We start from the raw sequence: 14,199 nt of genomic DNA on the forward strand, positions 1-14,199 counted from the left end.
AGACGTCGCGCACCTGGGCGGTGAGGTTGGCCGCCATGAAGTTGACGCTGTCGGTGAGGTTTTTCCAAGTGCCGGCAACACCAGGTACCCGCGCCTGTCCTCCGAGCCGGCCCTCAGTGCCGACTTCGCGGGCGACCCGGGTGACCTCCCCGGCGAATTGGGACAGTTGGTCGACCATGGTGTTGATAGTGGACTTGAGTTGGAGGATCTCACCGTCGGCGTCCACGTCGATCTTTTGGCTCAGGTCACCGCGGGCAACTGCGGTAGCGACATGGGAGACGTCGCGCACCTGGGCGGTGAGGTTGGCCGCCATGGAGTTCACCGAGTCGGTCAAGCTGCGCCAAGTGCCCGCGACCCCAGGTACCCGCGCCTGTCCACCGAGCCGGCCCTCAGTGCCGACTTCATGAGCTACGCGGGTGACCTCATCGGCGAACAGTGACAGCTGGTCGACCATCCTATTCACCGTCGCGCCCAAAGTGACCATCTCGTGGTCGGAAGGCATTGACCTCGATGGCACGTGCATCCGCTGGGACAGATCCCCCTCAGCCACCGCAGTAAGGACACGACCGAGTTCGGCAGTCGGCCGGGGATCCGTCGGGCGACGAGACATAGCCCCTTCGCCCACTACATGGGAGATTGAGCGGAAGGTCATCCTCTCCGAATGTGCCTGCCTCGCCCTGTCATGTATCGACTGGCGAAGCCCGTGGGCAACACGGCGCGTAGCGTTCGCTAGCGTTGCAGCCTTGACGCGGTCAGCTGCAACGACCTTCCGCACGAATTTCCACTTAAGCAAATGTATTCCTACGTTGCTAACACTTCACTTCAAATCCTATGCCGGGCATCGTTTCCAACTCGCCTAGGCACACGATCAAAATGAGACGATCAACCACCCCAAAGGGAGGATAAGCGATAAGGACTGCAGGCGGTGGTCGTGTCCACCCAATGATGGTACGCGTCCGGAACTGGGCATGCGATGGCAGGCTTCAGAGGGACTCAGCGTTTCGACGCAGGGGGCGACCCTGTTGGGCATGAGGCGGCGCACAACAAGAGGTTCGACCCGCAATGCCCACGGCCGAGTATTCCGTAATACTTCCCGCGCGACTCGGTACTGCGGGGTTAGCTTACGAGGTTGGGATATGCCAGGCGTCGATATCGCCTTTGAGAAAGACCCGGCAAGGGGTATCAGGCGGGGCTTCGTGGCAGATGTGGTAGAGCTGTCCCGCCTGGAGACTGGGCTGGCTGGTCCAGGTGCGATGGGGTGCGAGTAGAAGTCGCGGAGTCGCCATCCGGTTCCTGGGTTGTACAGCAGGATCCGATGACCGTCCTCGCCCGAAACAACGAGCTCGTGCGCGGTCCCTGAGTCTGGCGAGGCGAGGCATGGAACTCGTAGGCCGGCTAGCTTGTGGGTGTGCGGGCTTGGCCGGAACGTCGCGCTGCGCGGCGTAGTTGGCCCAGTCGATCAGCATGGCACCAAGCCCGCGTCCTCGCTGGCTGTGGCTCACACACTGGATCGAGAACATCGCAGTGCCGCCGCATATCGGCGACAACACTCATGCCGGGTACCTCGGAGATGTCGAGACTCATCTGACCCCCGGTATCGGTGCGCACCGACTTGACCGACTTGAACCAGAGCACCTCGAGGGGCTCTACGCGAGGATGCAACGAATCGGTGCCGCGGCCGGCAACGCCCATCACGTACACCGGACGATCAGAACCGCTCTGAACGAAGCAGTACGTCAATGGCACCTTGCAACTAACCCAGCATCCGTGGCCAGGGCTCCCACGCTTCCGGAGACCGAAGTCGAGCCGTACGACGTCGGCGAGGTGAAGCGGCTGCTGAAGGTCGCCGCAGAGTTGCCACGCAACAGCGCGCGGTGGGCGGTGGCGCTCGCCTCGGTCTTCGTCAGGGCGAAGCACTCGGGCTCCGTTGGGAGGATGTCGACCTTGCAAACGGCGTGCTGTGGGTGCGACGGAGTCGGCTTCGGCCGAAGTACGTACATGGCTGTGGTGGCAAGTGTGGGCAGCGTGCCGGCTCGTGTCCGGCACGTCGTCCAGCACGACCCGTAACGAAGGCCACCAAGTCTCGGGCAGGCCGGCGCCGGATCGGTCTGCCCGACCAGCTCGTGATCCTGCTACAGCGGCACCGCGATGAGCAGGCTGCCGAGCGTGCGTTTGCGCGCAACCTCCGGTCCGAGGGTGGCTGGGTCTTCACGTCCCCGGTTGGTGCTCCGGTCAACCCGAACACCGACTACCACCAGTGGAAGGCGCTGCTGAAGAAGGCAGGTGTGCGCAACGGCCGTCTGCACGATGCACGACATTCGGCCGCGACCTTCCTCCTGGTCCTCGGCGTTCCTGAGCGAACCGTCATGTCGATCATGGGATGGTCGACGACCGCTATGGCCGCGCGCTACCAGCACGTGACCGACCCGATCCGACGGGGAGTGGCCGAGCGAATCGATGGGCTCCTGTGGGACGTCGACGACTCGAACGGCTCGGTCGCCAAGCCGCCGGGCAGGACCAATGAGACCAAACTGAGACCAAGGCGCCGGGCCGCCCCACTCGGTGGGGATCGGCCCGGTGCCGGTGTCGGGCGTTTGCCCTGGTGAGAGCGGAGGCGGCGGGATTTGAACCCGCGAGAGGGTTGAGCCCTCAACCCGCTTAGCAGGCGGGCGCCATAGACCGGACTAGGCGACGCCTCCCCTGGCAGAAGCCAACATGCCGGATCAGGGTAGCGGTCGCCCCACCGACCGGGCAAAGCGCATTGCCGATGCCGACGATCCGGCCCGAACAACCGGGGCGGGGCGGTGCTCGCCCGGCGCTGGCGAGGTACGGTGCCTAAGAGGTGCCGCCATGACCAGGCGAAGCGGAGTACGCACGGCCGGCTACACCGACCGTTATGACGCGGGTCGCCAGCTGGCAGACCAGCTCGCGGCCTACTCCGGGCGTGCCGACCTCACCATTCTGGGTCTCCCCCGAGGAGGCGTCGTTACCGCCGCCGCCGTGGCCGAACGCCTGGGCGCTCCCCTCGACGTCTTCTGCGTACGCAAGCTCGGCGTCCCCTGGCACCCGGAGCTCGCGATGGGGGCGGTGGCGAGCGGCGCGGTTCGCGTACTCAACGATGATGTCGTACGACAACTCGGGATTCGCCCCGACGAGATCGACGAGGTAAGTCGGCAGGAACTTGCCGAACTGGCCCGGCGGGAGGCCGCATACCGCGGAGACAGACCGCCGGCGCCGCTCGCCGGGCGGATCGTCGTCCTCGTCGACGACGGCGTAGCGACCGGGGCTACCGCCCGCGCTGCGGCGGTGGCCGTCCGGCGTCTCGATCCGGCGCGGGTGGTGCTCGCCGTCCCGGTCGCGCCGGCGCAGGCGTTGCGCGAGTTCACCGATGTGGTCGACGAGATCGTCTGCCCGCTGACGCCGGATCCGTTCGAGGCGGTCGGTCGGTGGTACCGGGATTTCCGCCCGACGTCGGACGACGAGGTGCGCGCTCTACTCCAGGCCCATCCCTGACTGGACCCCCGGCGAGACAGGGTTCACGGGTCGCCCGAGTTCCCTGCCCGACAGTGCTCGTCGGACGTCCCAGAACCCTTGCCTGCAAGGCTAGTCAAGGCCAACGCGATGGCGAGGGCCCTTCCTCGGCTGTGAGAAAGGGCCCTCACTGGTGATACTCGAACCTCGGGCTAGAGCCCCACCCCGAGGCCCAGGGCGGCGGCGAGGAGATCCCCGACCTGGACCGCTGCGGACAGGGCGACATCGAGGCCGAGGCCGAGGTGGTCGAGCAGGGACGAATCCCCCGTCGGCGCGATCGTGCTCGCCGACGCCGGCGTCGCGAGCGTCGGTACCGCGACGATGGCCGCGATACTTGCCGCCGAAAGCAGCTTCTTCATGACAGTCCTTCCACTAGACAATACGGACAGCAGTGGTCCGACTACCCAATGCAGAAGGGGTAAACCGAAAAGTGAACGAATAGCGCCAATACCTCACAAGCGCTCACTCCTCGTCAGCAGCACCAGCTTGGCGCGCAGGCGGAGTGAGCGTCTCGACGACCAGATCGCCTTCGGCATAACGCTGTCTGAGAACCTTCTTGTCGAACTTCCCGACGCTCGTCTTCGGCACCTCCGCCACGAAGGACCAACGTTCCGGCAGCTGCCAGCGAGCCACCTGCCCCACCAGGAAGTCGCGCAGCTGCTGCGCTGTCACCGACTCACCGGTACGTACGACAACCGTGGCCAGCGGCCGCTCTCCCCAACGCTCGTCGGGTACGCCCACCACCGAGGCCTCCGCGACCGACGGGTGACCCATGAGGAGGTTCTCCAACTGCACCGACGAAATCCACTCTCCCCCGGACTTGATCACATCCTTCGCCCGGTCGGTCAGGGTGAGAAACCCGTCAGCGTCGAGGTGTCCCACGTCGCCCGTCCGCAGCCACCCGTCGTCGAACCGGTCCGACGCGTCCTCGCCGTAATAGCTGCCGGTGATCCACGGTCCGCGTACCTCCACTTCGCCGACGGTCTCGCCGTTCCACGGCGCGACCGCGCCGTCAGGTGTCACCACCCGGGCTTCGACGAGGGACACCAGGCGGCCCTGGGACAACCGGTAGCGCCACCGCCTCTCGCCGACGGAGTACTCCGGCGGCACTGCGACGGTCGCCACCGGCGAGGTCTCCGTCATGCCCCACGCGTGCAGGATGCGTACGCCATGGCGTTCGAAACCCTCCATGAGCGTTCGTGGGCACGCCGAACCGCCGACGATGACGTCGCGCAGGCTGGACCAGTCGGTGTCGGGATTGGCGTCGAGATACTGCAGGACCCCGCCCCACACGCTGGGCACGGCCCCCGCGAGGGTCACGCGTTCGTCCTCCACCAGTCTGGCGAGCGGTTCCGGCGTCATGAACCGGTCCGGCAGCACCAGCGATGCCCCAACCAGGAAGCAGGCATGAGGAATCCCCCACGCGAGGACGTGGAACATCGGCACCACAGGCAGCGCCCGGTCGTTCGACCCGATCGCCAGTGCGTCGCCGAGCGCGATCCCCATGGAATGCAGGACGACAGACCGATGCGAGTACACCACGCCCTTGGGATTGCCGGTCGTCCCCGACGAGTAGCACATCGCGGCCGCTGACCGCTCGTCGGTGTCGGGCCAGTCGAAGGTGTCGGGCTGCCCGGTGAGCAGATCGGAGTACGCATGGACCTCGACGCCAGGTGCTTTGCCTTGCACAGTGCTGGCAGTTTCCGCGGCGTTGTCGCCCACGACCACGAGGTGGCGCACCGTCGTGAGCGACGGCAGGACAGGGGCGAACGCCGAGAGTAGCGTGGCATCCACCAGGACAACAAAGTCTTCCGCGTGGTTGGCGATGTAGGCAACCTGGTCGGAGGGCAACCGGATGTTCAGGGGATGCAGCACCGCCCCCATCGACGGGACGGCGAGGTACGCCTCGAGGTGCTCCTGGTTGTTCCACATGAACGTCGCGACCCGCTGGTCGGCGGTGACGCCGAGCCCGCGGAGGGCGTGCGCGAGGCGGGCGGCGTTGCGGGCCACCTCGGCATACGGTGCCCGCCGTACGCCGTCGGCCGTCAGCGTCGCCACGGACCCTGTCCGTCCGTGGACCGTGCTGCCGTGATGCGTCAGCGATCCGATGGTGAGCGGGACGTCGAGCATCGTGCTGCGCAAGGCGACCTCCTCGTCGGCAACCGTCGTACGGCCGATCTTGGCAGCCCGCGCTGCCGACCAACAGGTTTGTGCGTGCCTTTGTACGGCCAACCTTCGGTGGCAAACTGTCCGATATGGGCGGCAACCTCACGGCGAGTTCGTTCGTCGAGCTTGGGTAAGAAAGACCTGGCCAGCCCGGTTGACGGCCGGCCAGGTGTGTTTTGCGTGGTCCCGAACGATAATCAGTGGTCCCGAACGATTGCCAGCCGAGTGGGATTGAATACGGTCAATGTCTGAGTCTGTCCGGGACGAGTACGGTGTGCCGCGGCGCGGCCCCGTCGGGCCGCGGCCGCCAATGCGGCCGCGCCGTCCGTCGATGTCGTTCGGCCTTGCACTGGGACTCACCGTAATCGGAACACTGCTCCCTGGTACCGGACTGATGGCGGCCAACCGTCGCCGGCTGGGCTCGCTGATCTTCTTCGTCTACCTGCTCCTCACCGCCGGGGCGGTCTACCTCGCCACCACCCAGCTACGCGAGCTCATGCACTGGGCTGTTCGGCCCGAGGCGCTCAATGTGATCAGTGTGGTGCTCCCGGTCCTCGGACTCGCGTGGATCAGCGTGATCGTCGGCACCTACCGGTCGCTGCGCCCCGACCGTGCGAGCGTGGCGCAGCGGCTCGCCGGCTCCGGCATGATCGTCGCGCTGGCTCTGGTCATCCTCCTTCCACTCGCGGTCGGCGGCAGGTACGCCGGCGTGCAGCGGGGCCTGGTCGAGCACGTCTTCGCCGGCGAGGACAGCAGGAGCGCCACCCGGCCGAAGAACGTCACCCAGAAGGATCCGTGGGGCGGCCAGGACCGGGTCAACGTTCTCCTCCTGGGTGGCGACGGCGGCAAGGGCAGGATCGGTATCCGGCCGGACAGCCTGCAGGTGGCGAGCATCAACACCGAGACCGGCGACACGGTCCTCTTCAGCCTGCCTCGCAACCTCGAGAAGGTGCCGTTCCCGCCGGACTCCGTCCTCGCCGACGCCTATCCAGAGGGCACGTACGACGGTTCGGGCGACCGGCTGGAGTGGATGGTCAACTCGATCTACGAGAACGTCCCGCAGCAGCATCCTGGGCTACTCGACAGCGACAACCCCGGCGCCGACGCTACGAAGCTCGCGGTCGGCGCGGCACTCGGGATCCAGCTCGACTACTTCGTCCTCATCAATCTCGAGGGCTTCAAGGAACTCATCAACGCACTCGGCGGGATCACCGTCAACATCAACGAACGCGTCGCGATCGGTGGCTCGTCGGACGAGGGCGTCGAGCCGAGTGACTGGCTCGAACCCGGGCCGAACCAGCACCTCAACGGCTACAACGCCCTATGGTTCGCGCGCGGCCGCTACGGCTCCGACGACTATCACCGGATGGAACGCCAGCGCTGCACGATGAAGGCGATCATCGACCAGGCTGAGCCGGGCAAGGTCCTCACCCGCTACGAGTCGATCGCGCAGAGTTCGAAGGACATCGTCTTCACCGATATCCCAGGCTCGCTTCTTCCCGCGTTCGTCGACCTGTCGATGAAGGTGCAGCGCGGGGCCCAGGTCAAGAGCATCGCGTTCACGAACACGATCATCCGTCCCTGGGACCCCGACTACGACCTGATCCGGTCCATGGTGGCCAAGGCGATCAGGAGCAGCGGCACCGAACAGGTGTCGGACCCCGGGCAGGATCCGAAGCCCGCACCGGACGAAACCGGATCCCCGGACGCCACGCCGTCGCCGACGCCGACGGACGACTCCGACGACTCGGCGTCCCCGTCGCCGAGCACGAGTCGCACGCCAGCGCCCGGCGGTGACTCGCTCGACGACGCCTGCGCCTACCACCCGGCGGTCGACTGACCCAACCCGGCGATCACCGGCGGCCGATTCCGCCGACGGGCCGGGCGGCGCCCGATGACGGCGGCTCCGAGCAACGGCCCAAAGCAGCGCGCCGCCCCAGCTCCCGTGGGGGGCGTGGGAGCCGAGGCGGCGCGTGGTGACACACCATGGAGGGATGGCGCAATCATGCTGTTCAACGATGCGTCGAACCAAAGGGTTACGCTCAGCTTTGAGTCGACTCTAATTTGTAATCAAAGCGGTGCTCTGTGACCCGGTCGTGGTGGACGGATGTCGTACGCATGACCTCGGCGTCTTGGATGAGGGGACCCTCATACGGCCTGGTGACCAGGCCCTTCGCGGGTCGCCCGTCCGCCCAGTGTCCACGATGTGTGGGCGGTAACGCCTAGAGCGGGCGGTAGCCGTGTGCGTCGTTCAACCGGTCCCGAAGCTGTTCCTCCAGGGTCTGGGCTGGTACGTCGAGTAGCCGGGAGGCGATCAGGCTGCTCCGCCCGTCTGCGAGCTCGAGGACGAAGACGGTGCCCGCCGCGCCGTCGACCCGGCGTACGTCCGCGACGTCGGTCCACCGCGCGGTTCGCACGCTGTCGCGGCGCCACGTGGTCTGGTTGCGGAAGCCGGCGGCGTCCATCGCGAGCGGCGCGCCACGGCTGAGCATCGTCCACGCGACCCAGCCCGCGACGACCGCGAAGATCGCGACGAGGAGCCACTCCACCGCCAGCAGCGCCGGCCGGTCGAGCGCCGGAACGCTCCGCCGCAGGACGTCCAGCAGGAGAGCGAGACCGAGCCAGAGGCAGGCCATGCCGACGACCCGGAGGCGCAACGCCGGACGCAGGCGGAATTTCGTCGGCTTCTCAGGCATGCGCACGAGTCTGTCACGCGGCCCCGGGACGGCTGACGCCCCTTCACCCGGCTGGCGTTGCGCACGGCGCCACCACCATGGGTGGCGCCGTGCGCACTCCTACTTCAGGGCGCCCCGGGTGAGGCCGGAGACGAACTGCTTCTGGAAGAAGATGAACACGAGGATCACCGGCAATGACGCCAGCAGCGCCCCGGACAGCAACATTCCGTAGCGGAAGTCGTACGGCCCGACGAGCGAGGCGATGCCGAGGTTCATCACGAACATGTTCGGGTCGGTGGTGATGACCAGCGGCCAGAAGAAGTCGTTCCAGAGCCCGAGGAAGGTGAGAATTCCGAGTACGGCGACACCCGGCCGCACCAACGGCAGGACGATGCGCCACCAGATCCGGAACTCTGTCGCACCGTCGACGCGCGCGGCATCCAGCAGTTCGTTCGGTACCGAAAGGGTGTATTGCCGCATCAGGATGATCCCGAACGCCGTCACCGCGCGCGGGATGATCAGACCCTCATAGGTGTTGAACCAGCCGAGCGTACGCATGATCTCGAACTGTGGCACCAGCAGCACCTGGGTCGGCAACAGAATCGTGACCAGCATGATGACCAGCAACTGGTTCTTGAACCGGAACTCGTGCTTGGCGAATGCGAATCCTGCCAACGACGCCAGCGTCACGGTGAGAGCCGTGCCGACCACCGCCACGATCGTGGTGTTGAGTGCCCACCGCAGCATCGGGAATCCGACGACCAACTCGTACATGTTGGTCCAGGTCCAGGCCTGGGGGAAGAGTGCGAACTCTTCGGAGAAGATCTCCTCATTCGGCTTGAACGCACCGAACGCCATGTAGAGGTAGGGCAGTGCCTCGATCACGACGCCGAGCAGCAGCACCGCGTTGAGCACGACTGCCGCCACGATGACGTTCCACCGGCGGGGAGCGCGCGCCCTCAGGTCACGCATCAGCACTTTGTCAGCGACCGCCATGGTTACCCTCCCCACTCCTCACTACAGCCCCAGCCGTCACAACAGCCTGAGCCATCACTACAACCTGAGTCATCACTACAGCCTCACTCATCACAGAAGATGCCTCTCTGGTCGGGGACCCAGACTGGACACGATTGCCTTACTCACCGGGAGACGCCCAACCACCGAAGACCTTGATATTGATCGCGGACACGGCCAGCAGGAAGAACGTCATCACGTAGGCGATGGCGCTGGCGTATCCCACATTGAAGAACTGGAAGCCCTGGTTGTAGATGTAGAGCGTCACCGTCAGCGATGCATCGGACGGGCCGCCTTGGGTCAGCAGGAGCGGCAACGCGAACAGGTTGTAGGAACCGATGATGGCCTGCAACACGACGAACAGCGCGATTGGCCGCAGGAGCGGCAGCGTGATGTGCCAGAAGGACTGCCAGCGACTTGCACCGTCAATGGCGGCCGCCTCGTAGTAGTCCTCGTCGATGGCGTTGAGGCCGGCCATCCAGTACAACGCGTTGATGCCGGTCCAGGTCCAGATACCGATCAGGACGATGGAGAACATCACCACCTTCGGATCGGTGAGCCACGCGATCGAATCCAGGCCAAGACCTTTCAGGCCGTAGTTGAGCAGGCCGGCGTTCTCGTCCAGGATCCGGAACGCGATGACCGCGATGATGACCTCGGAGGTGAGGACGGGGAAGAAGAAGGCCGTCCGGAAGAACGTCTTCCACCGCACCAGGCGCGAGTTGATCCCAAGCGCGAGCAGCAGCGAGACCCCGCCGATCAAAAAGACGCTGCCGAGTGCGTAGATCGTGGTGTTGCGCATCGCCATGCCGAAGCGCTCGTCACCCAACAGGTGCAGATAGTTCCCCAGTCCGAAGAACGACCGTTCCTCGAACCCGAAGCCTTTGGTGAAGCTGAGGATGAACGAGTAGAGGATCGGATACAGGCCGAAGATCGCGAACAGGATGAAGAACGGCGCGATGAACAGGTAGGGCGCAACACGTCGCTGACGGCGCCACCACCACTCTCGAGCTGGCCACAGTGGCCGGCTCAGGCGGGTCACGAGAGTCGTCGATGCCATAGCGGGTCAGTTTCCCTTCTCAGGAGCTACGCCGTCACGAATTCGATGGTGTCCAGGGCTTCGTTCTGGGCGTTGGTCAGCGCCGTCTTCGGCGGAATGTTGAGGTTCTGCATGGCCGGCGTCACGCCGATTCGGACGAGCGCGCTCGTCGCCTCCTGGTAGTAAGGGGACGAGTAGGCGTTGTTGATCTCGGGAGACACCTCGTTGATCAACTGGCCCACCCGTTGGTTGTCGAAGAACTCCAGCGGCTCGTTGAGCTTGGACTCCTGGAATGCCGGCCGGTAGGTGGGCCAGACCTGCCGACCGGCGAAGTCGTACATCAGCGCCTCGGTGGTGGTGTGCTCGAAGAGCACGAAGTCCATCGCTTCCTCCACGAAATCGCTGGTCTTCAGCACCGAGACCCCGGTGCCACCCCACGTCGCCGTGCGGGAACCTCCGGCTTCCCAGCGTGGGAACGGCATCAGGTGCCACTTGCCCTTGGTACTGGGGATGTTCTGCTGGACGAATCCGCTGAACCGCCAGGACGGTCCGAGCAGGGAGGCGATCTTCCCCTTCTCCAGCGCGATGTTGTAGCTCTGCCCCTGCGGGGTCAGGATCGACCAGCCGTCCTTCACGGCGTCCTGCATCCACGTGAGGGAGCGAAGGCCGGGCGGCTGGTTGAACGCCGGCTTGCCGTCAGCGCCGAAGTAGCCGCCGCCGCCCTGGAGCGTCAGCAGCCACCACTGGTTGGCGTCGAGATACGCCTGGTCCAGGAGCACGTCGCCGGTGTCGCGGTGGAACCGCCTGGCCTCCTCGACGAACTCCTCCCACGTGGCGATCTCGGTGTTGACGCCCGCCCTTTCCCAGACGTCGTGCCGATAGCTCATCAAGCAGGCATTGAGCTCGTTACCGACTCCGTAGGTTTTGCCCTGCCAGGACCAGGGATCGGTCGCGGACGGGTGATAGAGGTTGTCCCATTCACCCATCTGCTGGAGCTTCGGCTTGAGGTCGGCGAAAATGACGTCGCCTTTGATATAGCGCGCGAACTGCCCGATCTCGACATCGACGATATCTGGCCCACCGGACTGCGCCTGCGCGGTAACCAGCAGCTGGTCGTGCATCTGCTGGTAGGGCAACACCAGCCACTCGATCTCGAAGTCGGGATTTCTTTCCTTCTTGTACAGTTCCCACGCCTTTTTCTGCCAGGCTGTTCGAGTGTCGGTAAATGCCCAAAAGCTCAGCGTCTTCTTGGCCCCGCGGTTCAAATTAGGTGATTCGCCGCAACCTGACAGCCACCCGCCCGCAGCGGCGGCACCCGCGGTAGCGGCCCCCTTCAGGACGGTCCTCCTGCTCACAGGCGCCATGACCAGTAGCCTCCAACAGCGTTCGACATCGAATACTCGGGCGATGCCCGCCAAAACAAGAAGAAACCGGCCTACGCGCCAAACGCCGATCAGCCGAATTTCTGCGAGATTCCCGGTGGGCATATGTAGCAGTTGCTATGCGGTTTTTACGCTATTCCACCGAACGAGCTGCCAGCGGCGCTGAGCGTACGCCGCCGGCGGATTGAGCGGCTAGGAGCGTGACCTGCTTCGGACGTCCTGAAAGAATTTCGGTAACGCATAGTGCCGAAGCCTGAGGTGCCAGCGCAAGTCCCTGGGGACCAGTGATGCCCACCCATCGCTGTTACTACGTCGGCAATTCGTTCAGCACGGGACTTCGTTAGTGGTTGCTCCGATTGCGCCCGTTCAGGCGTGAACACACCCGCTCATGGGAGATTCGGAGCCTTCCCCGCAGTGGGATGAGGTGCACTCAACCTGCCCGGAAACTGACGACCCCGACGAAGGCTCCGTACACGCCGAAGGCCGGGATGCGGACGTAGCCGATGAGGACGGGTCGGATGGCGAGGGTTCGGGCGCCGCGTCACCGACGAGTCGGCGTGGTCCCGATCCGCTCGCGGCAAGCCGGTCATGGGGGTTGGCGAGGGCGCACCGATCGATGGAAAGGCACCCGCACCCAATGCAGTCGGTGAAGTCGTCGCGCAGTTGTTGCAGCTGGCGGATGCGATCGTCGAGCTCCGCCCGCCAGCGCCGGGACAGGCGTTCCCAGTCCCGCCGGTTGGGTGTGCGACCGTCCGGGAGCTCTGCGAGTGCGTCTCCCACATGCGCCAACGGGATGCCGACCCGCTGCGCGATCCGGATCAGCGCGACGCGGCGGAGGGTGTCACGCAGGTAGCGGCGCTGGTTACCGGAGGTACGCCGGCTGGTGATGAGGTTCTGCCGTTCGTAGAAGTGCAGTGCGGAGACTGCGACGCCACTGCGTGCGGCGAGCTGGCCGACGGTGAGTTCCTTCTGGTCCCAGGTGGGATCGTCCATCGCCCGAGCACTCCGATCCGGCTTGGCCACGTCGCGGCAGCGCCAGGACCTCACCGGCGGCCACGCACACCTTCACCTCAACAATAGGTGAGGGTCGGGGGAAGGGGCCGGGCCGGCGAGCCAACGTCGGGGCGGTCCAGATCGCGGAGGCGGGCGATCTAGACCGGCCCGGCGCGGGCTCGCGCCTATCCGGAGAAGAATTCTGCGGGCCAACAGGTCTGGGGCCCTACCGGACTGGCGCTGACCCAGCCCGGACGTCTCACTACAAGGTCACCGCACCGGCACGCTCGACAGTCGACTCACGAGGCCACCTTCCGTGCACAGAGGGGGCAGTCTTCGGGGCGTTGGTTCTCGGCGACCATTCTGATCGCCTGTGACACCCGGTAAACCGCCTCGGTACGAATCTGGGCCAGCCGTTCGTCCTCGACGGTTCCCTGCTGTCGCAGGCTGGTTTCATACGTCGGGAGCGGGTCCTGGGCCACGACGTCGTACTCATCCGGCAGGTAGCCGGTAACCCGGCTGGCGTCTTCCTGCCGCACTCTCACGGTGCCTACCTCAACGAGGGAAGGACCTTCGCCTGACCTGGCTCGGGTCACTGCGCGCCCGGTCGCTGTGTAGATCGCTTCCACCGCGTTGTGCTCCACACGTTCCCCCGGGATGTCATAGGTCGTCAAGGGGGTGAGGCTGTCCATCTCGGTACTCCCCGAACTCGCAGCCATTGGTGGGGTCGTTCCATAGTCGTCCTCGACGACGAAAACAACAGGCAGTTTCCAAAGATTGGCCAGAGTCATGGCCGACCGGAAACCTTCCTCGTCCGCCACTGCCCGGTCGACGATCGACGCCGCGATCTGGCCGCTGCGGCGTTCCCGGAACGCGAACGCGCGCCCGAGCGCGGACAGGTAGCCCTCCGACAACATCAGCGGGCTGGTCCAGCGGAGGTCCTCGGCGGCCCAGGCGTCCTGCGCCGACCCACCTGCGGGTGGAGCGATGCTCGCGATGCCACCGGACTGGGGCCGCTCCGCGCCGACGCCGTGCGTGCTCCCGTGTCGATGCGCCAGGCCGACCGACTCCTCCGCCAGGCGGTGGAGGTCCAAGCCGCGCGCAACCGCGAGCTGGTGCGGCCTCGTCACGGCCGTCACCGCGTCGCGTGGTCGCAGCTGTGCCGCCACTGCGGCGGCCACGGGCTCCCGCCCGACAAACGCCAACCCCAGGGCCTTGGCCCGGTCACCGTCTCGATCGACGTCGCCGGCCGGGTGATCGTCATGGTCCTGATCTCGCGCCGCTGCGGCTTCGAACTCGCGGCGTACGGCGTCGTCGAACGCCCTCACCAGGATCATGAGGCGGAACAGTTCGACCCGAGTTGCGTCAGTCAGCGTCGGGTCTTCGGACATGACTCCTC

Annotated in this window: 13 protein-coding genes and 1 tRNA gene; 4 read left to right on the top strand and 10 right to left on the bottom strand. The window is 65.7% G+C overall.

What is annotated here, in order from left to right; genetic code table 11:
- The coding region (locus tag ABN028_RS21325) for a HAMP domain-containing protein (RefSeq protein WP_349697847.1) at positions 1-652 on the bottom strand (652 nt) is incomplete at its 3' end.
- Positions 653-1,767: 1,115 nt separating this feature from the next.
- Here ABN028_RS21325 and ABN028_RS21330 point away from each other — a divergent pair.
- Both ABN028_RS21330 and ABN028_RS21335 read left to right on the top strand, forming a co-directional pair.
- Positions 1,768-2,067, top strand: coding sequence for a hypothetical protein (locus ABN028_RS21330; protein ID WP_349331012.1), 300 nt, complete (start codon positions 1,768-1,770; stop codon positions 2,065-2,067).
- The gene (locus ABN028_RS21335) at positions 1,956-2,606 is read left to right on the top strand and encodes a tyrosine-type recombinase/integrase (protein ID WP_349697924.1); all 651 of its coding nucleotides are present in this window, start codon (positions 1,956-1,958) and stop codon (positions 2,604-2,606) included. Before ABN028_RS21330 ends, ABN028_RS21335 begins: the two co-directional genes overlap by 112 nt.
- Positions 2,607-2,609: 3 nt before the next feature.
- On the opposite strand, the gene ABN028_RS21340 is transcribed toward ABN028_RS21335, so the two are convergent.
- Positions 2,610-2,699: transfer RNA gene (locus ABN028_RS21340), tRNA-Ser, on the bottom strand.
- Positions 2,700-2,850: 151 nt separating this feature from the next.
- Between ABN028_RS21340 and ABN028_RS21345 the strand changes: the two genes are divergently transcribed.
- Positions 2,851-3,513, top strand: coding sequence for a phosphoribosyltransferase (locus ABN028_RS21345; RefSeq protein ID WP_349331005.1), 663 nt, complete (start codon positions 2,851-2,853; stop codon positions 3,511-3,513).
- A gap of 170 nt (positions 3,514-3,683) precedes the next feature.
- Here ABN028_RS21345 and ABN028_RS21350 read toward each other — a convergent pair whose 3' ends face one another.
- Both ABN028_RS21350 and ABN028_RS21355 read right to left on the bottom strand, forming a co-directional pair.
- The gene (locus ABN028_RS21350; protein WP_349331004.1) at positions 3,684-3,890 is read right to left on the bottom strand and encodes a hypothetical protein; all 207 of its coding nucleotides are present in this window, start codon (positions 3,888-3,890) and stop codon (positions 3,684-3,686) included.
- A gap of 103 nt (positions 3,891-3,993) precedes the next feature.
- Positions 3,994-5,673: a long-chain fatty acid--CoA ligase gene (locus ABN028_RS21355; protein WP_349697848.1), complete on the bottom strand. Its 1,680-nt coding sequence runs from the start codon at positions 5,671-5,673 to the stop codon at positions 3,994-3,996.
- Positions 5,674-5,941: 268 nt separating this feature from the next.
- Between ABN028_RS21355 and ABN028_RS21360 the strand changes: the two genes are divergently transcribed.
- The gene (locus tag ABN028_RS21360; protein ID WP_349331002.1) at positions 5,942-7,537 is read left to right on the top strand and encodes an LCP family glycopolymer transferase; all 1,596 of its coding nucleotides are present in this window, start codon (positions 5,942-5,944) and stop codon (positions 7,535-7,537) included.
- A gap of 382 nt (positions 7,538-7,919) precedes the next feature.
- On the opposite strand, the gene ABN028_RS21365 is transcribed toward ABN028_RS21360, so the two are convergent.
- The 6 genes from ABN028_RS21365 to ABN028_RS21390 all read right to left on the bottom strand — a co-directional run bounded on the left by ABN028_RS21365 (position 7,920) and on the right by ABN028_RS21390 (position 14,191).
- Positions 7,920-8,393, bottom strand: coding sequence for a hypothetical protein (locus ABN028_RS21365; protein WP_349331001.1), 474 nt, complete (start codon positions 8,391-8,393; stop codon positions 7,920-7,922).
- A 99-nt stretch (positions 8,394-8,492) separates the two neighbouring features.
- Positions 8,493-9,368: a carbohydrate ABC transporter permease gene (locus tag ABN028_RS21370; protein WP_349331000.1), complete on the bottom strand. Its 876-nt coding sequence runs from the start codon at positions 9,366-9,368 to the stop codon at positions 8,493-8,495.
- Positions 9,369-9,507: 139 nt separating this feature from the next.
- Positions 9,508-10,446 carry a carbohydrate ABC transporter permease gene (locus ABN028_RS21375; RefSeq protein WP_349330999.1) on the bottom strand — a complete coding sequence of 313 codons (939 nt, stop codon included), beginning with the start codon at positions 10,444-10,446 and terminating at the stop codon, positions 9,508-9,510.
- A 26-nt stretch (positions 10,447-10,472) separates the two neighbouring features.
- A complete protein-coding gene (locus ABN028_RS21380) occupies positions 10,473-11,912 on the bottom strand; it encodes an ABC transporter substrate-binding protein (protein ID WP_349697849.1) in 1,440 nt (479 codons plus the stop codon).
- A gap of 261 nt (positions 11,913-12,173) precedes the next feature.
- A complete protein-coding gene (gene soxR, locus ABN028_RS21385) occupies positions 12,174-12,800 on the bottom strand; it encodes a redox-sensitive transcriptional activator SoxR (RefSeq protein WP_349330997.1) in 627 nt (208 codons plus the stop codon).
- A 299-nt stretch (positions 12,801-13,099) separates the two neighbouring features.
- Positions 13,100-14,191, bottom strand: coding sequence for a thiamine pyrophosphate-dependent enzyme (locus ABN028_RS21390; protein ID WP_349330996.1), 1,092 nt, complete (start codon positions 14,189-14,191; stop codon positions 13,100-13,102).
- Between the last annotated feature and the right edge of the window lie 8 nt (positions 14,192-14,199).

It is taken from the genome of Actinopolymorpha sp. B17G11 (assembly GCF_040196095.1).
GTDB lineage: Bacteria > Actinomycetota > Actinomycetes > Propionibacteriales > Actinopolymorphaceae > Thermasporomyces.